The 23270-nt window shown below is 56.2% G+C and carries 18 protein-coding genes; 8 read left to right on the forward strand and 10 right to left on the reverse strand.

Annotated elements, in window-relative coordinates; genetic code table 11:
* Positions 1–120: 120 nt before the first annotated feature.
* Positions 121–1065 (reverse strand): M90 family metallopeptidase, encoded by a 945-nt coding sequence (locus MUN86_RS13335; RefSeq protein WP_245118433.1) that lies wholly within the window; start codon positions 1063–1065, stop codon positions 121–123.
* 87 nt (positions 1066–1152) lie between these two features.
* Positions 1153–1542 (reverse strand): low molecular weight protein tyrosine phosphatase family protein, encoded by a 390-nt coding sequence (locus MUN86_RS13340; RefSeq protein ID WP_245118434.1) that lies wholly within the window; start codon positions 1540–1542, stop codon positions 1153–1155.
* Between the two features lie 145 nt (positions 1543–1687).
* Between MUN86_RS13340 and MUN86_RS13345 the strand changes: the two genes are divergently transcribed.
* Complete coding sequence (locus MUN86_RS13345; RefSeq protein WP_245118435.1) at positions 1688–3199, forward strand: TolB family protein; 1512 nt, start codon at positions 1688–1690, stop codon at positions 3197–3199.
* 90 nt (positions 3200–3289) lie between these two features.
* On the opposite strand, the gene MUN86_RS13350 is transcribed toward MUN86_RS13345, so the two are convergent.
* A complete protein-coding gene (locus MUN86_RS13350; RefSeq protein ID WP_245118436.1) occupies positions 3290–4231 on the reverse strand; it encodes a sugar phosphate isomerase/epimerase family protein in 942 nt (313 codons plus the stop codon).
* A gap of 577 nt (positions 4232–4808) precedes the next feature.
* Between MUN86_RS13350 and MUN86_RS13355 the strand changes: the two genes are divergently transcribed.
* Positions 4809–6125: a gluconate:H+ symporter gene (locus MUN86_RS13355; protein WP_245118437.1), complete on the forward strand. Its 1317-nt coding sequence runs from the start codon at positions 4809–4811 to the stop codon at positions 6123–6125.
* 161 nt (positions 6126–6286) lie between these two features.
* Complete coding sequence (locus tag MUN86_RS13360; protein ID WP_245118438.1) at positions 6287–6793, forward strand: gluconokinase; 507 nt, start codon at positions 6287–6289, stop codon at positions 6791–6793.
* Between the two features lie 187 nt (positions 6794–6980).
* Here MUN86_RS13360 and MUN86_RS13365 read toward each other — a convergent pair whose 3' ends face one another.
* Positions 6981–8363: a DEAD/DEAH box helicase gene (locus tag MUN86_RS13365; protein WP_245118439.1), complete on the reverse strand. Its 1383-nt coding sequence runs from the start codon at positions 8361–8363 to the stop codon at positions 6981–6983.
* An 86-nt stretch (positions 8364–8449) separates the two neighbouring features.
* Complete coding sequence (locus MUN86_RS13370; protein ID WP_245118440.1) at positions 8450–9631, reverse strand: THUMP domain-containing class I SAM-dependent RNA methyltransferase; 1182 nt, start codon at positions 9629–9631, stop codon at positions 8450–8452.
* 110 nt (positions 9632–9741) lie between these two features.
* Between MUN86_RS13370 and MUN86_RS13375 the strand changes: the two genes are divergently transcribed.
* From MUN86_RS13375 to MUN86_RS13385, 3 genes are all read left to right on the forward strand, one after another.
* Positions 9742–10767 (forward strand): YpbF family protein, encoded by a 1026-nt coding sequence (locus MUN86_RS13375; RefSeq protein WP_245118441.1) that lies wholly within the window; start codon positions 9742–9744, stop codon positions 10765–10767.
* A 157-nt stretch (positions 10768–10924) separates the two neighbouring features.
* Positions 10925–11401 (forward strand): hypothetical protein, encoded by a 477-nt coding sequence (locus tag MUN86_RS13380; protein WP_245118442.1) that lies wholly within the window; start codon positions 10925–10927, stop codon positions 11399–11401.
* A 153-nt stretch (positions 11402–11554) separates the two neighbouring features.
* A complete protein-coding gene (locus tag MUN86_RS13385; RefSeq protein ID WP_245118443.1) occupies positions 11555–12976 on the forward strand; it encodes a sugar MFS transporter in 1422 nt (473 codons plus the stop codon).
* Between the two features lie 95 nt (positions 12977–13071).
* Here MUN86_RS13385 and MUN86_RS13390 read toward each other — a convergent pair whose 3' ends face one another.
* Positions 13072–14376, reverse strand: a complete 1305-nt coding sequence (locus tag MUN86_RS13390) for a cation:dicarboxylate symporter family transporter (protein WP_245118444.1) — start codon at positions 14374–14376, stop codon at positions 13072–13074.
* A 190-nt stretch (positions 14377–14566) separates the two neighbouring features.
* Here MUN86_RS13390 and murB point away from each other — a divergent pair, with 190 nt between their 5' ends.
* Together murB and MUN86_RS13400 are read left to right on the forward strand one after the other, a co-directional pair.
* Complete coding sequence (murB, locus tag MUN86_RS13395; protein ID WP_245118445.1) at positions 14567–15589, forward strand: UDP-N-acetylmuramate dehydrogenase; 1023 nt, start codon at positions 14567–14569, stop codon at positions 15587–15589.
* 439 nt (positions 15590–16028) lie between these two features.
* Positions 16029–18308 carry a phospholipase D-like domain-containing protein gene (locus MUN86_RS13400; RefSeq protein WP_245118446.1) on the forward strand — a complete coding sequence of 760 codons (2280 nt, stop codon included), beginning with the start codon at positions 16029–16031 and terminating at the stop codon, positions 18306–18308.
* Positions 18309–18379: 71 nt separating this feature from the next.
* Here the strand turns inward: MUN86_RS13400 and rlmF are convergent, their stop codons facing one another.
* The 4 genes from rlmF to MUN86_RS13420 form a co-directional block, all read right to left on the reverse strand.
* On the reverse strand, positions 18380–19306 hold the full coding sequence (rlmF, locus tag MUN86_RS13405; protein WP_245118447.1) for a 23S rRNA (adenine(1618)-N(6))-methyltransferase RlmF: 927 nt from the start codon (positions 19304–19306) through the stop codon (positions 18380–18382).
* 42 nt (positions 19307–19348) lie between these two features.
* Positions 19349–19993, reverse strand: coding sequence for a Pr6Pr family membrane protein (locus MUN86_RS13410; protein ID WP_245118448.1), 645 nt, complete (start codon positions 19991–19993; stop codon positions 19349–19351).
* Positions 19994–20326: 333 nt separating this feature from the next.
* Positions 20327–20629: a cupin domain-containing protein gene (locus MUN86_RS13415; protein ID WP_245118449.1), complete on the reverse strand. Its 303-nt coding sequence runs from the start codon at positions 20627–20629 to the stop codon at positions 20327–20329.
* Between the two features lie 126 nt (positions 20630–20755).
* Positions 20756–23173 carry an endonuclease MutS2 gene (locus MUN86_RS13420; protein ID WP_245118450.1) on the reverse strand — a complete coding sequence of 806 codons (2418 nt, stop codon included), beginning with the start codon at positions 23171–23173 and terminating at the stop codon, positions 20756–20758.
* Positions 23174–23270: the final 97 nt, after the last annotated feature.

A 23270-nucleotide genomic window follows, 5' to 3' on the forward strand; every position in this document is an offset into this window, starting at 1 on the left:
AAGCTAAAACTCCCACCGGATTGCGGGGCATCTATCTTTCGCTGCTCATCGATGCCCTGGCTGCTCGTGCTGAGTTACTGGTCTAGTTTTAATCAACATGAACTTTCCTTCGCCGCAGTTTTAGGCAGCGGCTTGCTGCTGCAACAAGTGGCAGTCCTTGTACTTTTTGCCGCTGCCGCACGGGCAGGGGTCGTTGCGACCAAATTTGCGGCGGCTCCGCAAAGTCTTGAGCCACTCCCGCGGGTCCACAGCGAAGCGCAGAAAACGCTTTTTAGGGTTCTGGCGGAAAGCGCGTAACAGGAGTTCGTATAGTTCCGGGTGATGCTCCTGCAGCTTCTCGGGCTTCTCGAAGAAATATTCGGTTACGACGGCAAAGAACTCGGCTTCATTGGTGGCCGCGTAATCGTTGATTTCCGAGTTACCGTCGCGGATGGCTTGGATTTCACGCGCCATTACCTCGGCCCACGGGGCGTGTAGCTCGGGTGGCAACGTGGCGGAAGGCACCCCGTCGATGGTGCCATCGGCGGCATCAAGCAAATGCGCAAACTCGTGGATGCCTACGTTCTGCTTGTCTAGCGCATCGCGGAAACCTTGTTCCAATGAGGCTTTGGATAAGTGCATGTAGCGGGAAGTCTGGAAGTTGCGGACGCTGCCTAACAAGGTACCCGACAGCGGCGCCACTTCTTTGTTGGGGTCCTGCTGCTCTTTCCAAGCATCGGGTACCACGAGTACTTCACTTAGATTACCATACTCCCAATCGGCAAACCCAAACACGGGAATCACGGCAGAAGCGGCCACCAACACGCGCGTTACATCGTCTATTTCGGTTTGCACGCCGGTAATAAGCGTTTGGGCCAGAAATACCTGTATTTTCTTCTCGAAGCGCAATTTGTCCTTAGCAGTCAACGACAAGTAAAACGCGACCCGCTCGCTTAGAATCTGCCGCCAGGCAGCAGGAAAATCTTCGGCTAGCGCGGCCGCTTTTTGGCGCGATTCGCGGGTGACATAGCGGTAGAATAGAAAGACAACAACCGCGACGAAAGCGGCAAAAAACCAGTATTGCATGGGCGGCTAAACGGTTGACTAACGCTTTGGTTTAAGTAAAGCGGAAATCTATTTGCTCTGCTCGTTCGCAGACGTGCATACTTCGCGTTATAACTCTTTTAGGTGCTCGGTTAGCCGCTCCCGTAGCAAGTCTTGCAGCACGGCATCAAGAAACTGAAACTTGTCGGGGATGCGCAAGTTGATGATGGGCTTGCCCGCCAGTTCTTCCTTGAACTTGGCCTGTAGAATGTCGGCGTGCTTACGCTCCATTACGAACACTACATCGGCCCATCCCACATGCCCGGCCGTTACGCGCACTCTAGCGCCGGGCTCGGTGCCGGCGGAGCGAGCCGCGTAGTGCGAGTGACCGTCGAAGAGTCGCTCGGCGGTGAGGCTGCGCCAGCGGTTTTGGCTGCAAATAAAGAGTAGTTGGGTAGCGTCGGCAGGTACGGTTGGCAAGGGCGTTGTGCTTTTGTAAAGCCCAAAGCTAGTAGGCATTCTCGCGTTTACACGCCTCTTCAATGCCCATAATCTTTTGTACTACTTCCAGGCTTATCCGGGGCAAAACTGCTTTACTTGCCGCCTGTCTCCTACCCAGTGCTGCACTGCTTTCAGCACCATCTACGCCACGCTCTTTCCCAACATGAAAACCTGCCTTCAAACTGCCCTGCTTTCCCTGTTTGTACTACTTCACTGGCCTTGCTACAGCCAACAGAAACTAGGCGTATTCGAGGGCAGCCAAGACGTGGGGACAGGCGGAAAAACTGGCTCCACCTCTTACAAAGCTGCAACGCAACAGTACATAATAGCGGGTTCGGGTGCCAATATTTGGGCCGATAAAGACGTGTTTCAGTACGCCTACAAGAAAATGAAAGGCGACTTTCTGCTCTACGCGCGGGCCGAGTTTGCGCAGGCTCAGGGCGTCGATCCGCACCGCAAGCTCGGCTGGATGATCCGCCAGAGCTTACAAGCCAACGCGCCCCACGTCAGCGCCCTCGAGCACGGCGACGGGTTAACTTCCTTGCAATACCGCCGCACTGCCGGGGCCCCTACCGAGGAAACGCGTGCCACCAGCACCCACGCCGACATCATTCAGCTGGAAAGAAAAGGCAAGACTTATACCATGCGCGTGGCTACGTTCGGACAGCCTTTCGAGACGCAACAAGTAACTGAAATCGACTTGGGCGACGATGTGTACGTGGGGCTGGCGGTCTGCGCCCACAACGCTGCCGTTACCGAAACGGGCGTATTTCGGGACGTGCGGATTGTGGTGCCGGCACACGACGGGCTGGTACAATACCGCGAGTACCTGGGCAGTAGCATCGAACTACTGGACGTTGCCACTGGCAACCGCGAAGTCCGCTATACTTCCCCTAAGTCGTTGCAAGCTCCCAACTGGACGCGAGACGGCAAAAGCCTGATTTACAACAGTGACGGACTGATGTACAACTTTAACCTTGCCACGGGTCAGCCTACCGTTATTGCCACCGGCGACGTGAAAAACAACAACAACGACCATGTGCTTTCCTTCGATGGCACCATGCTCGGCTTGAGCAGCGGCGTCGAGAAGCTAGGTGGCTCTATTGTGTATACGGTGCCCACCCGCGGCGGCACGCCCACGCAAATAACGCCCCTAGGCCCCTCCTATTTGCACAGTTGGTCGCCGGATGGGAAAAGCCTTTTGTTTACTGGGCAGCGCAACAAGGAGTTTGACATCTATAGGGTTCCGGCCACCGGTGGCATGGAAGTGCGCCTAACCAGCGCCACCGCCCTTGATGATGGCGCCGAGTATTCGCCCGATGGTAAGTACATCTACTTCAACTCCAACCGCACGGGTACCATGCAAATCTGGCGGATGCGCGCTGACGGCAGCGAGCAGCAAGCCATTACCACCGGCGACTTTCAAGACTGGTTTCCGCACGTATCGCCCGACGGAAAATGGATAGCCTTTGTCTCGTTTCTGAAAGAAGAAGTGAAGTCCGGCGACCATCCGTTTTATAAACACGTGTATTTGCGCCTGCTGCCCGTTGGCGGCGGTCAGCCCAAGGTTATTGCCTACGTGTACGGCGGCCAAGGCACAATGAACACCCCTTCCTGGTCGCCAGACAGCAAGCGCATCGCCTTCATTAGCAACAGCACTACTGTCGCTGAATAAGCGCTTCTACCTGTTTCATCGAATGGCTCAGGCAGAACTGTAGCAGCGCTATTGAGAATCATAAGAACGGTCATGCTACTGCTTGTCTTATTATCCTAAGGTCTTAGCAACTCGCTCCAATAGGGCTTTGGTTTTCTTGATACCGTCTTCTTCGCCTAGCGTCTCGCCTTCGTACTCGATGCCCACATAGCCTTTGAAGCCAGACTCCTTGATGATGCGGAACATCTTGTTGTAGTCGGTTTCGATGCAGTTGCCGGCTGCATCGAAGTCAAAGGTTTTGGCGCTAACGCCTTTGGAAACCGGCATCCACTCCTGCACAGCTTTATATTTGTCGTATTCTTCGATGCACTTGCCTTGGTACAACTCGCCGGTATCGCGCCGGACGCAGAAGTTGCCGAAATCCGGCAAGATGCCGACGTTGCTGCGGTTGACTTTCTTGATGGTGGCCAGCAGCCACTCGCCGTTGGAGCTGTAGCTGCCGTGGTTTTCCACTATCACGTTCAAGCCGGCTTTTTGCGCGTACTCGCCTAGCTTGTTGAGGCCAGCGGCAGCGGCTTGTTGCACATCAGCGGCCGAGCCTTTGCCAAAGGCATTCACCCGCACCGTTTGGCAACCAAGGTAGTGGGCGGCGTCCACCCACTTGTAGTGATTTTCAACGGCTTTGGTTCTTTCCGGCTCGCTGAGCGAACCTAGCTCGCCTTCCCCGTCAATCATGATCAAGTGATTTTTCACGCCGTTGTCGCGGCAGCGGAGCAGCAATTCACTTAGGTACTTCTTGTCTTCGGCCTTGTCTTTGAAAAACTGATTAACATACTCGACCGCGCTGATACCGTACTGCTTTTTGGCAATTACCGGAAAATCGAGGTTGCTGATCTTGTTGGCAAACAACGATTTATGAAGCGACCATTCGGCCAGCGAGATTTCGAAAAATGGTTTTGCCGCAGCACTCTCGGCAAATAGATACGGGGAGGCACTAGCCGCAGCACCAAAGGCCACCGCATTTCTGATAAAACCACGTCGAGAAGTAAGCATGTGAGGAAGATATGGGTGGGAATGAATCAGTAGCGAGACGCACCGCTGCGAGTAAGCACACGGCAATTCGGTTTTCGGTTGACACTGCTCTCAAGGCCGTTGAGGTTTGGGGTTTCCTTGATCTGAGTTGAGGCTACAGAGAAACTAGCGCGAAGAACAGCGGGCAATCTAGAGAAAAGGACGAGACCTTGTTCTACCCTCTTTCTTGGTCGTCGAACTCCTCTGTGTGCAGCGTTGCATGCCAACTCTTGTATATTCAGCGCATGAACTACAGATCAGCAATAAATTTACTGATTTTAGTACCAATCCTTCCGCATGCTGGTCAAGCCTCTGTACAAGTAGCGGCCGACCCACCGACAGCACCACACCGACCTTGTTGCGGGGGCGGGAGCGTGCCCTAACCTGTATATTCTGCTACCGCTTGAACTGGTATCGGGCCCGGTGCAACCAGGAAGCTAAAACGTATTTCCACAAGCTCTAAACGCGTGTGTAGCCCTACTTACCTGAACTATAGATGCAAGTAGTCTGAGTCTTTTATTTGCTCGCAGGTCCTCATCGTTCATTGTCTTTTCAGCCTATGCCTTTACTTATTGTCGTGGCGGCGCTTGTTCTGCTGCTAATTCTAACCATCGTTTTCAAGCTCAACGCCTTTGTGTCGTTGATTGTGGTAGCAGTTGTACTCGGGCTGGCAGAAGGCATGGCGGCCAAGGACGTACTGGTTTCCGTCCAGAACGGGCTCGGTAGCATCCTCGGTTCGGTGGTGATGATTATTGGCTTTGGGGCTATGCTGGGCGCGCTGCTCATTGATAGCGGGGCCCTGCAACGAATTACGTATCAACTAATTAAAACCTTCGGCATCAAGCACATCCAGTGGGCGGTGCTGCTCACCGGGTTTGTGGTGGGGTTGCCGATGTACTACATGGCGGGATTCGTGTTGCTGCTGCCGCTGGTGTTTTCTATAGCCGCTTCCACCCGCTTGCCGTTGCTGTATGTCGGTCTGCCCCTGGTGGCGGCCCTGTCCGTTACGCACGGCTACTTGCCGCCGCACCCCGGCCCGACGGCTATTGCGGCGCTGTTCAAGGCCGATTTTTCGCTCACGCTGCTCTACGGATTGGCTATTGCCGTGCCCGCCGTCATCATTGCCGGGCCCATCTTTTCCCGCACCCTGAAGCGCTATAACCCCACCGCGCCCACCACCATTGCCATGCCCAAGCATTTCACCGAAGAAGAAATGCCCGGCTTCGGGGTTAGCTTATTTACGGTGCTCACGCCCATCATGCTCATGACGCTGGGAGCCGTAGCCACCCTGACGTTGCCAGCCGATTCCAAGGTTCGGCAAGTGGTAGAATTCATCAGCGACCCGAACCTGGCTCTGCTGATATCGGTGCTGGTGGCCTTGGTGCTGCTTGGCCTGAACCGTGGCAAAAGCATGAAAGAGCTTATGGACTTATTTTCGTCGTCTATTGCCGGTATTGCTACGATTCTGCTGATTGTTGGCGGAGGCGGGGCCTTGAAGCAGGTTCTGGTGGACAGCGGCGTGAGCGTTTATATCACCAACTTGTTCAGCGACATGCACCTGTCGCCCTTGTTTATGGCGTGGGCCATTGCCGCTATCTTGCGCATCTGCCTAGGATCTTCCACGGTGGCCTCCTTAACGGCTGGCGGCATGATGCTGCCCCTACTGGCTACTACCGGCGTGAAGCCCGAATTGATGGTGTTGGCTGTAGGAGCCGGCAGTTTAACCTGTTCCCACGTCAACGATTCCGGGTTCTGGATCTTTAAAGAGTATTTCAACCTCACCATCGTTCAAACCCTGGCCACCTGGACAGTGATGGAAACGCTGGTGTCAATCATCGGGTTGATCGGAGTTTTCGTGCTGAATGCAGTTTTATAGTCTGCTGGTTGTAGAGGCACATTCTGTTAGAACACGTGCAGCTGATTTACAGGCCATTATCGCCCGAACCAGCGATTATCTGGCGACCTAGCCATTTAAGCTACACTGGAGCTTGAAAATATGCGTACAACAGCCACGCAACTTCTGAAAGTCGACGAGTTATGGCCAGTAATGTATTTATCGTAATGGGCGTGTCGGGCAGCGGCAAAACCACCATCGGGCGCCTATTAGCCAAGCAACTAGGCCTCCCTTTCCATGATGCCGACGACTTCCACTCACCCGCCAACATAGCCAAGATGAGCAACGGCATCCCCCTCACCGACGCCGACCGGCAGGGCTGGCTTGCCGATTTAGCCGCCGGTATCGGAGAGTGGGAAAAGGCGGGGGGCGCCGTATTGGCGTGCTCGGCACTGAAAGAAACCTATCGGCAAACCCTACAAGCCGGCGCTCAATTACCGCTGCGGTGGGCATTTCTGGACGGCTCGCGGGAGCTATTACAAAGCCGCCTGCTCGGTCGCAAAAACCATTACATGAGCGCCTCCCTCCTCGATTCTCAGTTGGCAACGCTAGAAAAGCCAACCTATGCTCTTCAGCTTCCCTTGGCGGGCCAACAGCCGCAGGATATAGTAAACAAAATTATCGACGCCTACGCCCCAAGTAGCAACTAAGGATATTACCAAAAGGATTGTATGCTGAGCGCAGCCGAAGCATCTCGCTAGGGTGGTAAACCCTAATGCTTGTGCAACAATTCAAGCGAGATGCTTCGGCTGCGCTCAGCATGACCGTTACTATGGCAATGTCAGCACATGGGCTATTTGATTTCTGATTTGCAGAACTAGCCTGCCAAGCTGGCCTTTACTCCACCAACGATACGCGCACCTTCTTGCCTTTGACTTTCGCGCCGAGCAGGCGTTGCACCACATCGGGAGCCATTTGGCGGGGTACGGCCACGTAACTGTAGTAGTCGAACACCTCGATGTGGCCCACTTGCTCACGCGTGACACCGCCCACGTTGACGAAGGCACCTACTAAATCGTGGGCACTGACTTTGTCTTTTTTGCCAGCTGATACGTGCAGCGTGACGTTTTCGGGCTTGGGAGCTTTGGGAGCGGCGGGCGGTAGTTTAGGCGCTTTCATATCGCGCCACTGGATGCTGGCGGCTACCGGCCACTTTTGCACGTGGGCTTGCTCTTTGGGCGTGGCTAGCAGGTGCGCCGTGCCTTCGGCGCCGGCGCGGGCGGTACGGCCGGCCCGGTGCTGGAAGCTGTCGGCTTTGTCGGGGGCGTCGTACTGCACTACGGTGTCGAGCAGGGTCACGTCGAGGCCGCGGGCAGCTACGTCGGTGGCTACTAGAACCTGGCTGGAGCCGTTGCGGAGCTTGAGCAAGGCTTTGTCGCGCTCAGGTTGGGGCATCTTGCCGTGCAACACCTCTGCCGCTACTTCGCGGCCTTGCAGGAAACGAGCCAGTTCAACGCACTTCTCGCGGGTATTGCAGAAGATCAGGGCACGGCCGGTTTCGGGCTGGCGGAGCAGGTGCAGCAAGGCTGCGGGCTTCATCTCAATCGGGCCTACATGGCCAATCAGCTTCAGGTTTTCGGGCAGCCGGTCCTCGTCTTGGCCGAGGTTGATAACCCGCGGACGAGTCAAGTTCTTGCGGATCAACTCCAGCACCTTGTCCGACATAGTCGCCGAGAACAGCAGGGTCTGGCGGCGGCGGGGCAAGCGCTTTACTATTTCCACTAGTTCGTCCTGAAAGCCTAGTTCCAGGAGCTTATCTGCTTCGTCGAGCACCAACGTTTTCAGTTGGTTTGGGATGATGGAGCGCCGCTCGAAGTGGTCGAGCAGGCGGCCCGGCGTGGCTACCACTACGTGGGGAGCTTGCTTGAGGGACGCGGTTTCTTCGCGGAAGGCGTGCCCACCGTAGAAAGCGGCCACGCGCAGATTAGGCAAGAATTTGCCCATCCGCTTGAGGGCATCGCGCACCTGCAAGGCCAGCTCGCGTGCTGGCACCAGCACAATCATCTGCACCGCGTCATTTTTCAGGTCGACTTGTTGCAGCAGCCCCAAACCATACGCGGCGGTTTTACCGGAACCAGTGGGCGCCTGACCGGCTACGTCCTGCCCATCGAGGGTGAGGGGCAACACTTGCTCCTGCACGGGCGTAGGCGTGGTGAACTGGAGTTCTTCCAGAGCTTGCAGAAGGGCGGGCGCGAGGCCAAGTTCAACGAATGAGGGCATGAGGCAAGGGATTAGCCTGCAAAGGTACGCGGTAGCGCTTCACCGATTAGGTTACTGCGTAAAAGAGGCTGTGGCAAACAGTTTTCCTACGCGGATTTGGGGCGGCGGCTGCCCTGGTACAACTCGTATTTCAGCAGGCGGCAGTCAATCGGGCCGTTGAAGAGCGGGATGCGGCGCGAAGCCTTCAGGCCCACGCGCTTGGCGGCTTCCAGATTACCAGTGAAGATGTAGGCATCGTAGCCAGCAAAGCCGGATTTGAGCGTGTCGCCAATGGTTTTGTAGAGTGCATCCATCTCCGCTTCCTCGCCGATCCGCTCGCCATACGGTGGGTTCATCACCACGAGGCCTGGCTCGCCTTTGGGGGCGGTAGCATCCTTTACGTCGCGCACAGCGAGGCGAACAAAGTCTTCCAGGCCCGCCGCCGACACGTTTTCACGGGCTAAGTCGATGTACTCGGCGGAAATATCGGAGCCGACGATGAGGGCCTGTGGTTCTTCGATGCGGGCTTGTTCGGCGTCGAGGCGCACGGAATCCCACAGGGCTTGGTCGAAATCGGGCCAGTTCTGGAAGCTGAAATTCCCTTGGTGATACAGACCGGGCGCAATACGTTGGGCAATCAAGGCCGCCTCGGTGAGGATGGTGCCCGACCCGCACATGGGGTCGACGAGAGTTTTGCGGCCGTCCCAATCGGCGAGCAGCAGGATACCCGCGGCCAGGATTTCGTTGAGCGGGGCCACGTTGGTTTGCTGGCGGTAGCCGCGCCGGTGTAGGGAGTCGCCGCTGGAATCCAGGCTGAGTACCACCTCGTTCTCAATCATATGCAGGTGCAACCGAATATCGGGGTTTTTCACGTCGACGCTGGGCCGCTCGCCGGTGCGGTTGCGGAACTGATCGACAATGGCATCTTTGGTGAGCTGCGCCACAAACAGCGAGTGCTCTAGGTTGGACTTGTTGACGACGGCCGTAATGGCAAACGTCTGGTCGGGCTGGATGTAGTCCGCCCAATTAATGCGGCCAGTTTCGCGGTAAAGCGTTTTTTCGTCGGGGGCGTAGAAGCCAGCGAAAGGCCGCAGAATACGGATGGCGGTGCGGCACCAGAGGTTGGCTTCGTAGCAAAGCTGCATGTCGCCGCTGAACTCGACGGCTCGCTGGCCCACCTTGTCGATGGTGGCCCCGAGCTGATACAGTTCTTCGGCCAGCACTTCTTCCAAGCCAAATTGAGTGGTGGCCGTCATGTAGAACGGAGCGGAGCGGCGGGATTGAGCCATGCGAATGCGTAGTGAGGTGAAACGGCAAAGGTCGGTACTATTGGCCGGCAACCGATGCAAGACTATAGAAAAGTCCTGCTAGGTTGCAATCCTGTTCACTGCACCTTGTTATGGCCCGCAACTCGTTTCTCTTCGACCCCAATAAAAGCTCACTGTTCTACCTAATCCTCTTTGTGAGCTTGATGGCTCTTGGGCTAACGGCCTCCGAGGCGATGAGCGGGCACTACTCCATTATTGGCAGCGTAGCTTCATTTTTGGGGCTGTTTGTGGCTTTCCAGAGCTGGAAAGCCGCCGATGATGCCTCGCGCAACGCCGACAAGGCGCTCGAAGAAATGCATCAACTGGCGCAGGAAACCCGTCAATTAGTGGAACGAAGCACGGCAGTGGAAGAGCAAATCAAAATGGCCGTTACCACCATCAGCGACGCCACGCGGGAGCTGTACAAAGGCTTTCAGCCTATTATGCAGGAAGTTAAAAAGTTTCTGGCCGAAGCCGAAAATAGTGAGTACCTCGCCATCATGACCGATTCGGCCGCTATTGGCACGTTTTATGTCCGCCACCATCACCCGCCCCTCAACCAGCGGGAGTTGAGCGCCCTCACCAACCAGATTCATGACTTGCTGCTGGAGCGGGCCCGCGACGCCCGCGAGTTTTACTTGGCCACGCTGGCCGCCGACGAAACGCCCGAAGCCTTCCCTCCTACCCAAGACCACAACGGCCTGTTCCATCACTACGTGCAGGGCGTGTGGCAGCAGTTTCACCCCGATGCGCCCATCACGGCCGACACCTGGAACGAGCACCGCGCGCAACACCTAGCCACGCTGCACCAGCTACAAGAAACCTTCGCCTCCCTCTCCGACCACCACGAGCAAAAAGCGGCCGGTTTGCCCCTGCACCGTACGCTGCCCGTCTTGCCGCTGCAACTCTTGATTCGCTTCAACGCCGAATCGCACGAGCCGTTTCGGGCACTGGTCGTGTTTCTAGGCCAGTACAACCTCGACCGGGTAGCCGACGCCCGCGCCATGCAAACCACCGACCCGGAACTCGTCCGCACCTTTATCAGCATGTTCGAGAGCCTCACCAGCCTCGACGACACCCCCGCGTACCAGGCGCTGCGCAAGCAATTCCCGCTGTAAGGAGACAGCAAAGCGGCTACTCCAATTGATTGCGAAGTTGCTGGCTGCTAGCCACTAAGGCTTATAGTATAACCACAAACGAATACCTTGTCAGGGCTTGTAGCGGCTAGAATATGGATGGTGATTGAGCCCCCTACTCTTCAACGTTCTTAACTCTATGAACTTATCAGAACACGTAGCAACGCAATTCAGAGGGGTTTATTTTGGAGGAAACTGGACTTCCGTAAACCTAAAAGAGAGTTTAACTGACGTAACCTGGCAACATGCTATAACCAAGGTTCAAACGTTTAATACGATTGCCGTCCTCGTCTACCATACAACGTACTATGTAAGCGCAGTCTTGCAGGTACTGCAAGGCGAACCACTTCAAGCCAAGGATGCCTATAGTTTCAACCATCCTCCTATCCTCGCTCAAGAAGACTGGGAGAATTTGTTAGACAAGACCTGGACCGATGCCGAGCTATTTGCCGGATTAATAGAGCGCCTGCTCGAAAGCAAGCTCTGGGAGGACTTTTCGGACAAGAAGTACGGGACCTACTACCGAAATATTCACGGCATTATTGAACATACCCACTACCATCTAGGGCAAATTACTTTGATAAAGAAAATGCTGTTACTAGCTGACAATAAGTGAACTATCAGCCGTTACGAACACGGTTCCAGCCGCGGGCAGTTGTGCTTGTCTGCTGCGTATTTCGAATAATTACCTCCGCGGCATTGCGGGCTACTGCCTTTGCCTGCGCCGACCTAATCTCCAGCTATTCTTTTTCCTGCCTATTTTGCCGGTATGGCTACTCCTCTCACCTCCTCTCCTCCTACCTCAACCGCCGCTCCGGCCCGCAGCTACGCCCTGCCGATGGTGGCCATGACGGCCCTGTTCTTCCTGTTTGGAGCCGTTACCAATTTCAACGACGTGCTCATGCCCTACCTCAAGGACGTGTGCCAGCTCACCGATTTGCAGTCGTCGGCGGTGCAGTCGGCGTTTTTTGGGGCGTACTTCCTGATGTCGTTGCCGGCGGGCTGGGTGCTGAAACGATTGGGCTACCAGCGCGGCATTGTGGCTGGTTTGCTGATAATGGCAGCTGGGGCCCTGCTGTTCGTGCCGGCCGCTGACTCCCGTGCCTTTGGCTTGTTTCTGACGGCGCTAGCAGTGCTTGGGGCCGGTATTACGCTGTTGCAAGTGGCCGCTAACCCCTACGTGAGCGTGCTGGGACCGGCTCGTTCGGCGGCGGCGCGCGTGAGCATCGTGGGTGTGGCCAACAACTTTGGCGGTGCGCTGTCGCCGCTGGTGGGCGGGCTGGTGCTGTTTGGCGGCTCGGTAACGTTAAAGGCGCGGCTAGCCGCATTGCCGCTGGCTCAACGGCTAGGCGAAGAATCACAGTTGGTGAAAGCGCCGTACCTGGGACTGGCGGCGTTTCTGGTGCTGCTAGCGGGTCTGTTCTTTTTCGTGGTGAAGCTGCCGGAAATCGAAAGCCTGCCCGTAGAGGAAGAAACCCGCGGGGCCGAATGGGACGAAGAAGGCCATTTGCGAATAGTACGCCGCAAAAGCGCCTTGGAATTTCCCCATCTATTGCTCGGCATCGGGGCTATTTTCGTGTACGTGGGGGTGGAAGTCGGGCTGGGCTCGTTCCTGATTCGTTACGGCGAAGCGCAGGGCATTCAGCAACTCTCCGCTTTCACGCAAAGCTTGGTGCGGGGCTTGAATGTGGCTACCAACTACGCCATTACGCTTTTCGGCCAGTCCCCGGCTCCGATTGATACCTCTGCTGGCTTCACGAAGGCAGTGGGCGCGGTGTTGGTGTCATCGTACTGGTTTGGTTCGTTGGTGGGCCGGGTGATTGGTATTCCGCTGTTGCTTAAGTTTCACAACCGTGCTTTGCTGGTGGCCGTGTGCGCCGCGGGCGTGACGCTGGTGGGGGCTTCTATCCTGAGCAGTGGCGAAACGGCGTTGTGGCTAATCGTGCTTTGCGGGCTGATGAACTCGATTATGTGGCCGGTTATTTTCCCGCTGGCCATTACCGGGCTCGGGCGCTTCACCAAGCAAGGCTCGTCGTACTTGGTAATGGCTATTGTGGGCGGCGCGATTATTCCACCGCTCATGGGCTGGCTGGCTACGCACGGCGGCGGGCTACGCGTGGCCTTTGCGGTGCCCCTGCTATGCTACGCCTACTTGCTGTTCTACTCGCTGAGCGGGTACCGGGTGCGGTAGAGTACACGTATTCATCCTAACTGAAAGGCCGTCCCGCTTCTGTAAGCAGGACGGCCTGTTCAGTTGAAAGAGGTTCAAGAACTCCTTGGGCCAAGCTACTTTCTGGTCGGAATTTTTGCAGGCTCTGCTTCTACAGGAAGGTTAGATACAGACGTGGCAGAATCTGGCATACTCTCTGCCGAGGCTGAAACGGTGGTATTTCCGCTCAGAACTAGGGCGGCTTGCGCGTGATTGAGGGCGCCTTCGTTGTGGGAAAGGAAGATAGTGGCCACGCCGTTGCCTATGAAGTTGGTGATGGAACGCGCTTCCGACATGAATCGGTCAACGCCGAGTAGCAGCGCCAACCCTTCCACTGGAATCACCTTCACGGCTGTGAGGGTACTGGCTAGCACCACAAAGCCCGAGCCCGTAACGCCTGCAGCGCCTTTGCTGGTTACCATTAAAATTCCGATTATGGTAAGCATCTGGCCTACGGTAAGTTCCACCCCGAATACTTGGGCCAGAAAGATGGTAGCCAGGGACAAGTAAATGGTCGTGCCATCGAGGTTGAACGAGTAGCCCGCCGGCACCACTAGCCCCACCACGGGTTTGGCGCAGCCCATTCGCTCCAGCTTTTCCATCAGCCCCGGCAGCCCTGCCTCCGACGACGAGGTACCAAGCACAATCAGCAGTTCTTCTTTGATGTAATTCAGAAACGACAACATCCGGATGCCGCAGTAGCGCAGAATAGCGCCCAACACGATAAACACGAACAGCGCCATCGTGATGTACACGGTAGCCATCAGTTTGGCCAACGGAATCAGTGTGGCCACGCCGTATTTGCCAATAGTATAGGCCATGCCGCCAAAGGCCCCGATAGGCGCAAATACCATCACGAAATGCAGGCCCTTGAACACGTACTTCGAGGCAACATTGAGCTTGTCGATGATAACTTGCCGACCGCTGTAGCGGCTCAGGAGCATGCCCAGCACAATGGATACCAGCAACACTTGCAGGGTCAGGTTATCGGCTAGGAACTGTAGCCACGAGAAGCTGCCTGCCTGCTTGGTGTACTGCCCTACGGCTTGCCCATTGAGGTTGCTGGTGGTTACGCCAGCGCCCGGTTGGATGACGTGAGCCACGCCGACCCCAATAATCAGCGCCAACGTCGTAACGATTTCGAAGTACAGCAGCGCCTTCCCGCCCACGCGCCCGACCTTTTTCAGGTCGCCCATGCTGCTGATACCGAGCGTGATAGTAAGGAAGATGATCGGGTTGATGAACAGCTTGACGACGTTGATAAACGACTTGCCGAGCACGTCCATCTCGACGGCGGTAGCGGGGGCGAAATGCCCAAGCAGCGCTCCGGCTACGATGGCCGTCAGTACCCAGAAGGTAAGGTTGGTGATTAATTTCTTCATGGATACTACAGTACGTATGCGGAGTTAGAAAAGCACTAAAGCTAAATACCTTTCCAAACAAGCAGATAAAAAGCCAGATACGCCACTCCGACGCAACCAGTCAGGAACGTCGCTAACGGGTTTGTCTACGGGTTCTACGACCTCCATCCCACGGCGCCCTATCTTTGCGGTCTAGGTTTTTCTTTTCCGCATGGCTCCTACCCTCGAACACGATATTTCGCTTCGGCCCTACAACACGTTTAATCTGGACGTGAAGGCCCGGCTGTTTGCCCGCTTCACGTCCACCGAAGAACTGCGGGCTTTGCTGGCCCTGCCCGAAGTGCAGCAAGCAGAACGGCTAATTCTCGGCGGAGGCTCCAACTTGCTTTTCACCAAGGACTTCGACGGTGTGGTGCTGAAAAATGAAATTCGAGGGCTGGAAATTATCGGCCAGGACGAGGATACAGCGCTGGTACGGGCCGGGGCGGGCGAGTCGTGGCACGGGCTGGTGCAATACACGCTCGACCAGGAATTGAGCGGCATCGAGAACCTGTCGTTGATTCCGGGCACGGTGGGCGCGGCCCCCTTGCAGAACATTGGGGCGTATGGTGCCGAGTTGAAAGACACGTTTGAGGAACTAGAGGCGCTGGAAACGGCAACTGGCCAGTTGCGCACGTTTTCGGTGGAAGAATGTGGCTTTGGCTACCGGGAAAGCGTGTTCAAGGGGCCGCTCAAAAACCAGTACATCGTCACGAGTGTGGTGCTGCGCCTGCACCGGCGGGCCCAAACCAACATCAGCTACGGCGCCATCCAAACCACCTTGCAGGACCTCGGCATCACCGAGGAGCCCACACCTCGCCACGTGAGCGAAGCGGTGGTGCACATCCGCCGCAGCAAGCTCCCCGACCCCGCCGAAATCGGCAATGCCGGTTCGTTCTTCAAAAACCCGGAAATCTCGCAGCACAAGTACGACGAGCTGAAAGCGCAGTACCCCGACTTACCTGGCTACCCCGTACCCGGCGGCGTGAAGGTGCCCGCGGCTTGGCTAATTGAGCAGTGCGGCTGGAAAGGCCTCCGTCGCGGCCCCCACGGCGTCCACGACCGGCAGGCGCTGGTGCTCGTCAACCACGGCGGCGCCCAAGGCCAGGACATCCGCGACTTAGCCTTCGAAATTATTACCTCGGTGCGCGAGAAATTCGGGATAGAGTTACATCCCGAAGTGAATATTATGTAGCGGGATTTCGCATGAACGTCATAATCGGTACTGGTATGGCACTGTGATGCTGAGCTCGCCGAAAATCGAATGTGGTGAGGTTACCAACGCCACCAAAACGCTCGATGCTGAGCGCAACGCAACGAAGTAACTAACTTGAAATCGTTGCAATGGCATTGTCATGCTGAGCGGAGCCGAAGCATCTTGCTCGGATCGTTGAATTAGTTTGGTAGCATCAGCACGCGAGATGCTTCGACTCCGCTCAGCATGACGGATAGTTTTGCGATGTTAGCAAGCCAGCTACTTTAACTTCGATCTGCTTTATATGGCGCTTTTTAGGGGTAGACTTTCCATGTTTTCACCTACTCAGCTCAACTTTAATTCCAGTAAAAAGAGCATCTTTAAGCTTGGTTTTCTACCATAATTCCAGGCTTACCTCCCTTTTGCTCTTTTTGCCTATATGAAGAACTTTACCCTTGTGGCCTTGCTGCTTGGAACTGCCTCGATGCGGCCCGTTCAGGCTCAAACCGTTACTACCATTGCTGCGGCCCGCACCGCTGGCGTTGGGGCTACCGTTACAGTGCGCGGCGTCGTTACCAATGGTGCTGAGCTTGGCGTAATTCGCTATCTGCAAGACGGTACGGCCGGTTTGGCAACATACTCCACTTCGGCGGCGGGCTTCGATGCCCTCGTGCCCGGCGACAGTATACAGATCAGCGGTACGTTGAAAAACTTCAGTGGCTTGCTGGAAATGGACCCTGTTGCTTCCGTGACGGTTCTGGCCAAGAATCGTGCAGTTCGACCCGCAGTTACGGTAGCAGCAGCCAATTCAAGCAGCGTTTTCGCCGAAGCCTACGAGGGTCAGCTGGTTCGTATTACCGGCAACACGCGCCTGACCACCACGGCGGGCGGTTCGTTTTACACGTTTTCAGGCAACACCAATTACTTGCTCAACGGTACGACCAACGCCATCGTGCGTCCTAGCGTTTCGTCGACTGGCCCCAACGGTGTGGTAGGCAAAATTGCCCCAAACGGCAATTTCGATGTGACTGGTATTATGAGCCAGTTCAGTACGACCGGTACGGGCGGCTACCAGTTCGTTCCTCGGCTCTACTCCGACTTTGGCCTCGGCAATACGCCCAACGTCGTGGGCGCGCCGTCGGTAACCAACATCACTACTGCCGGCTTCACCATCAACTTTCCGACTCAAAACGCTGGCGACGCTCGCGCGGAGTATGGCCTAACGCCTACCACGCTCACGCAGCAAGTAAACAGCAGCACTGTGGGCACGCAACATACGTTGTCGATCAGCGGCTTACAGCCTGGCACCATCTACTACGTGAAAGTAAGCTCAAGCAATGCCAATGGCCGCTCGGAACTAGGTGCTGTACCTATGATTACGGCCTCCTCGTCGTCTGGCAAGATGCGCAGCTACTTCAACAACCCGGTGAATACCACCCCGGCGTTGCCCGGCAACAATGCCGTGTACCTGCCCAACGGTACTATTGCCGACACGCTGGCTCGTTACATCAACCTAGCGCAGCAAACGCTCGATATTGCCATCTACAACTGGAACAGCCCTGTAATTCTGAGTGCCGTGAATGCGGCCAAAGCACGCGGCGTACAAGTGCGAGTCGTATCGGAAGGCGGCAACAGCAACGTGAGTCTGGCTGGCTTGAATTCCTCTATTCCGCGCGTGGCCCGCAACACCCAGACGGCTATCATGCACAACAAGTTTGTGGTGATTGACGCCAATAGCACCGAGCCTAACCGCCCGTGGGTCTGGACTGGCTCTACCAACTGGACTCCGGCGCAGCTTGCCTCTGACCGCAACAGCGCCATTGCCATTCAGGATCAAAGCCTGGCGCGCGTTTATACCCTAGAGTTCAACGAAATGTGGGGCAGCGGCACCAGCGGTACCACCCGGTTCGGCTCCGCCAAAACCGACAACACGCCCCACTACCTAAGCATTGCCGGCAAACCAGTAGAATCGTGGTTTTCGCCCACCGACAACGTGCAGGAGCACCTGATCCAAACTATTCAAACGGCCAACAACGACCTGCACGTAGCCACCATGCTCATCACGCGCGGCGAAATTGCCGATGCCATTCGCAACCAGGTGCAAGCGGCCAACATCACCGCCTGTTCCAGCGTGCTGCTCGATGATGAACCCGACTCGCAGGCTGGCGTTGTAGCCACCCTGCGCTCGGCCCTCGGTGCCCGCGTGCTGTTCGATGCGGTGCCCGGCACCATGCACCACAAGTACGTGCTGGTTGATGCCCGCTCCTCGCAGTCAGACCCGACGTTGTTTGTTGGCTCGCACAACTGGAGCGCCGCCGCCAACACCGAAAACGACGAAAACACGCTCATCATCCACGATGAGCGCATGGTAAATCAGTATTACCAAGAGTACTTCCAGCGCATCGTCGACCAGAATGCCCCCGGCGTAGCGCCTTGCAACCTGATTTTGGCCAACAAGCAGGCCAGCATCCAGAAAAGCACCGTGCAGATCTATCCGAACCCAACCCACGGTTCCTTTGCGGTGCATCTTGCAGCCAACATGGCCCGCACAGCTACCATTACGCTGCGCGACGCAACCGGTCGCGTGGTGCTCGAGCAGAATCGCCCGATGAATAGCCAGGAAGTGACAGTTGATGCTTCGGCACTCCACGCCGGCCTCTATCTGGTGCAGATTGTGACGCCCGAAGCCACGCAACTAAGCCGCGTCGTGGTGGAGTAAGCAATACCCGTATACAGCAACAAAAAGGCCGTTTCTAGTTAAGAAACGGCCTTTTTGTTGCTGTATAGTTTCTACTTCTTCCACCGCCGCTCGCGCCACTGCTGTTGCTGCGCTTCGTCCTGAAACGTCCAGGCTACAATGCGGCTGACTTTCTGGCCCTGGCTCATATTGATGGTTTTCACGTCCACGGCGTTGGCTTGCTTGAGAAAGTGGTAAGCACTCGGCAACGTTTCCTTTTTGGAAATCAGGGACGTGAACCACAGCACCCGCGTGGCAAGCGGTACGCTTTGCTCCACCATGCGCCGCACAAAAGCTTCCTCGCCACCTTCGTACCAGAGCTCGGTGTTTTTGCCGCCAAAATTGGGCGAAGGCTCCATCGATTGCGCATGCCCTAGGTTGCGAGCTTTACGCAGGTTACTGGCCGCCGCTTCCTCGGCCGACGCATGAAACGGCGGGTTGGAGACCGTCAGATCAAACTCTTCCCGCGGCTTTACGATGCCCTCGAAAATATCTTCCACGTGATTCTGTAACCGAAAATCGATGCGGCCGGCTAGCCCCGGGTTGGCCGCCACCATGTGCTTGGCCGCCCGAATAGCCACCGGGTCAATGTCGGCCCCAACGAAGCGCCAATTATACTCCCGCGTCCCGACGATGGGGTACACACAGTTGGCCCCCACGCCTATGTCCAGCACGTGCACCGACTTGCCACGCGGCACTTCTCCCCCGTTGCTAGCTGCCAGCAGGTCGGCCGCGTAGTGGATATAGTCGGCGCGGCCAGGAATGGGCGGGCATAGGTAGCCCGCCGGAATGTCCCAGAACTGCACTCCGTAAAACTGTTTCAGCAGGGCTTTATTCAGCGCTTTCACAGCGGCCGGATCCGCAAAGTCTATGCTTTCGTCGCCGTGTGCGGCGCGGGTCACAAAGGGGGCAAGCTCGGGGCTCGACGCCAGGAGTTGAGGAAAATCGTAGCGGGCGGAAAGGAGGTTGCGAGAATGCAAAATGAGAGAAGAAAAGAATAAAAAACGTGAATAGCAGTCCAGCTAAGCTGGTAGCGTCTGGTTTCGGTGACGCCATTTGGCTACAGCACCCAGGAGCACCGAAAAAAGCAGAATAACCAGCAGCACCAACAAGCTATTCACCAGCACCTGCCGATACCCCAAGGCCCCGACATTCACAAACGGATACGGGTAGAAGTTGGCCATCGACCCGTGCAACAAGGTGTACGCCAGGTAAGCCGCCGGATAAATCAGCCAATAGGGCAAGGTTTGCAGCCGCACAGGCTTCGTGGAAACAAACCAGAGCCAGTAGCAAAGCATGTACAAAGGTACGAGCCCATGAATGATGTTGTCGGCTACGCGGCCCCATTCGTCCAATGGCACCAACCCGCGCAGTACCGTTTGGTACACCACGCCAACCACCAAAATGTACACCGTAACGGCCGTGCCCACTTCAGGACGGGAAGCAAAGCGCGTTAGTCCTGTGCTACTGCCCGTACTAGCAGCTAGCAAATACAGCACGACCAGCGCATTGGTGAGAATGGTGAAGTAGCTAAAAAAGCGAATCACCATTTCAACTGCCGGTAGTTGCCGATTAGTGTACGTCAGGTAAAACTGCAGGGCGATACCTGTTATGCCTAACACGGCTCCAACGGCCGCAAAAGTAGTTTTGTAGCTCTTCTCAGCCATGCTAGGTCCTCAGGGTTATAATGGTGGAAGCAGGATAAGTACGACAGGCACGACGCATCAGCTGACCTAGTTCAGTACTGCTTACTCCTTGGCAACGGGCGGCCCTAGCACTTGAATGTCGTGGGCCGCGAAAAGCTTAACTGTTTCATCGGGCGTTGGCGGCTTCTTCAGGCTGGAGAAAGCAACAAATAGCTCTTCCAGTTTCCCGGCGGGTTGCAGCGAAACCAGCGTGTGGCCTTTGGCACTTATCTGAATTCAGGAGTGAGGTACGTTGCGCGGCATAAAAATACTTTCGCCGGTTTTGAGCGAGTACTTCTCTTTGCCTACCTGAAATTAGAATTCCCCTTCCAGCACGTAGAAACCTTCGTCTTGGCTCAGATGCATGTGCAGGGGCGTACCCTTTCCCGGAGTCAACTGGTTCTGCTCGAAAAGCAGCAGGCCCCCATCCGTATCCTTGCCCGATACCTTTATATCGATGATGTTGGTGTTGACGCCCATGCTCTGAATGTGCCCGTGATAACGCCCTTCCCCGGCCGACACTTTGAAGCCCGGCCCGGTTTGCGTATTCCAGTGGAGCAAGTTGGGCATGCTAAATGGCAGCGCCAGCGTAGCCAGCATAAATGTTCTTCTTTTCATGGCTTTCGACGTTTCAGGTTTCCTGTCCAGGCTTGGCGCGCATTAGCTGTCTTCACTCCACTACAACGCAATTAGCCGAAGCATACATATGCTTCGGCTAATATACAGATGCGTAACTGATCTACTTTACTTCAATACTGCGACAGTGGCACCATCGCCGCCCCGGTCGGCGTGCTCATCGGCTACGCTGGCTACTTGGCGGGTACGGTGCAGGTAGTCGCGTACTACTTGGCGGAGTACACCGTTGCCGCGGCCGTGCAGAAACTTGATTTCCGGCACACCGAGCATCACCGCATCATCCACGTAGGCCATGATCTTGTTGAGCGCATCTTCGGCCCGCTCGCCGCGCAAATCCAGCGTCGGGCTGAAGTTCGACATCTTGCCCGTGGTGTCGAAGCCAGAATACTGCGCGGGCGCTTTCCGGGCCGCCTCCTTTTCCCGCTCCCGGATTTCGTTGCGCGTAAGCTTCTCGAGCTGATTAACCTTGACGATGGTTTTCATGCCCCCGAAGCTCACTTCGGCCGTTTTGCCTTTCACGCTCATCAGCTCGCCGTAGCCTTCCTGCCCAATCAGAGCCACTTTGTCGCCGGCTTTGAGTGAACCTACTTCGGCTAGTTCCCGCGTGCCTTTCGGTTTGGGCGGCTCGATTTGCAGCTTCTCGCGCACAAACGTATCCAGCTTACCGCGGGCTTCCTTGGTGCGTTCTTTGTCGGCTTGGCCCAACCGGATTTCCTGGATGGTCGCCTCAATCTGCTGGTTGGTGTCTTTCAGCAAGGCCTTGGCCTTCTGTTTGGCGTCGCGCAGCACATCGAGCGTGGTATCGTCGAGGTACTTCTTCAGGTCTTGGTACTCTTGAGCCGCTTTCTTAAGGCGTCGCTCCTGCTTAACAGCTTCGGCCGTACGGGCTTCGAGGTCGGTTTTCTCTTTTTCCAGACCTTCCAACAGCCGGTCGTAGCGGATTTTGTCTTTACCAACGAGCTGCGTGGCCCGCTCTACAAGTTGCTTGGGCAACCCAATTTTGCGGGCAATTTCGATGGCAAACGACGAGCCGGGCTTGCCGATTTCTAGGCGGTAAAGCGGCTGCAACTGCTCGGGGTCGTAGCGCATGGCCCCGTTCACGATGCCCGGCGTACGCTCTGCAAAGTTCTTGAGGTTGGTGTAGTGTGTGGTGATAACGCCAAAGCTGCGGGCCCGATTCAGCTGTTCCAATATCGCCTCGGCAATGGCACCGCCCAACGAGGGCTCGGTACCCGTACCGAACTCGTCGATGAGCACCAGGCTGCGCTTGTTGGCCAACGTCACGAACTGCTTCATGCTCAGCAAGTGCGATGAATACGTACTCAAGTCGTTTTCCAGGCTTTGCTCGTCGCCGATGTCAAGGAAGATGTCATCGAACATACCCGCCTCCGAGTTTTCGCCGGCCGGTATCAGCAAGCCGCACTGCAGCATGTACTGCACCAAGCCCACCGTCTTCATAGTCACGGACTTACCACCCGCGTTGGGCCCCGAAATCAAGAGAATGCGCTGCTCGTAGTTGAGCTCCATATCGAGCGGCACCACCTCACGTGGGTCGTCTTTGGCGTGCTTCTGGAAAGTGAGATACAGCAACGGGTGGCGCACCTGCTTCCAGCGCGCCACTGGCCGAGCGCTTAAGGTTGGCAACGTAGCTTCCAACTCTATAGCCAGCCGCGCCTTGGCCCGAATAAAGTCAATCAGGCCGAGGTATTGGTATGCCTTGCGCAAATCCGGAATGTGCGGCCGCAGCTGATCGGTCAAGGCCGTCAGAATCCGAATCAGCTCGCGCTGATAGGCGTTTTCTAGGTCCTTGATGTCGTTGTTCAACTCGAACACCGCTTCCGGCTCGATGTACACAGTCTGGCCCGAAGCCGATTCATCGTGAATCAAGCCCTTCACCCGCCGCTTGTGCTCGGCAATGATGGGCAGCACGAGGCGGCCACCGCGGATGGTCGGCTCGGCATCGCCGGGCACCCACCCCTCCGACTTGGCGTGGCGCAGAATACCCGCAATCTGCTTGCGCAGTTGCCCCTGACGCGCAATCAGTTCCTGCCGGATTTGGCTCAGCAAGGGCGAGGCGTTGTCGCGGACGGCGCCTTCGTCGTCCACCACTTTGTCGAGAGCGGCCAGCAGGTTGCGGTCTACTTGTACGCCTATGCCCAACAGGCGCAGGGTCGGGTACAGCTCTTCAGGCGCCTGGCTAAAGAAGGTCAGGGCCTGCCGAATGGTGCGTAAGCTCATTTTCACGGCAAAAAAGGCCGCTACATCCAGGAAAGCACCGGGCAGACTAGCGCGCACCAGCTGCGGGTTTACGTCGTGGTAGTGTGAGCTTGGGAAATCGGCCCCGCTGTGGAGCAGGCCGCGGAATTCATCGGTTTGCAGCAGTAGCTTCTCGAGCTGGTCGTGCTTGGTCTGGAAGGTCATCTTGGCCACAAACTGGCGGCCTAGCGTGCTCAGACACATCGATTCCAGCATTTCGCGCAATTGCGCGAAGCCTATCTTTTGCTCGAAGTTATTGGGAAGAATCAAATCAGGTAGATGGTAATGGGTAGTAGGTATTCAGATCAGAATACGAAGATAAACACGCGGGAAGGCAGGAAAGATTCATTAATTGAAATGTAACGTT

The organism is Hymenobacter volaticus (assembly GCF_022921055.1).
Taxonomy (GTDB): Bacteria; Bacteroidota; Bacteroidia; order Cytophagales; family Hymenobacteraceae; genus Hymenobacter; species Hymenobacter volaticus.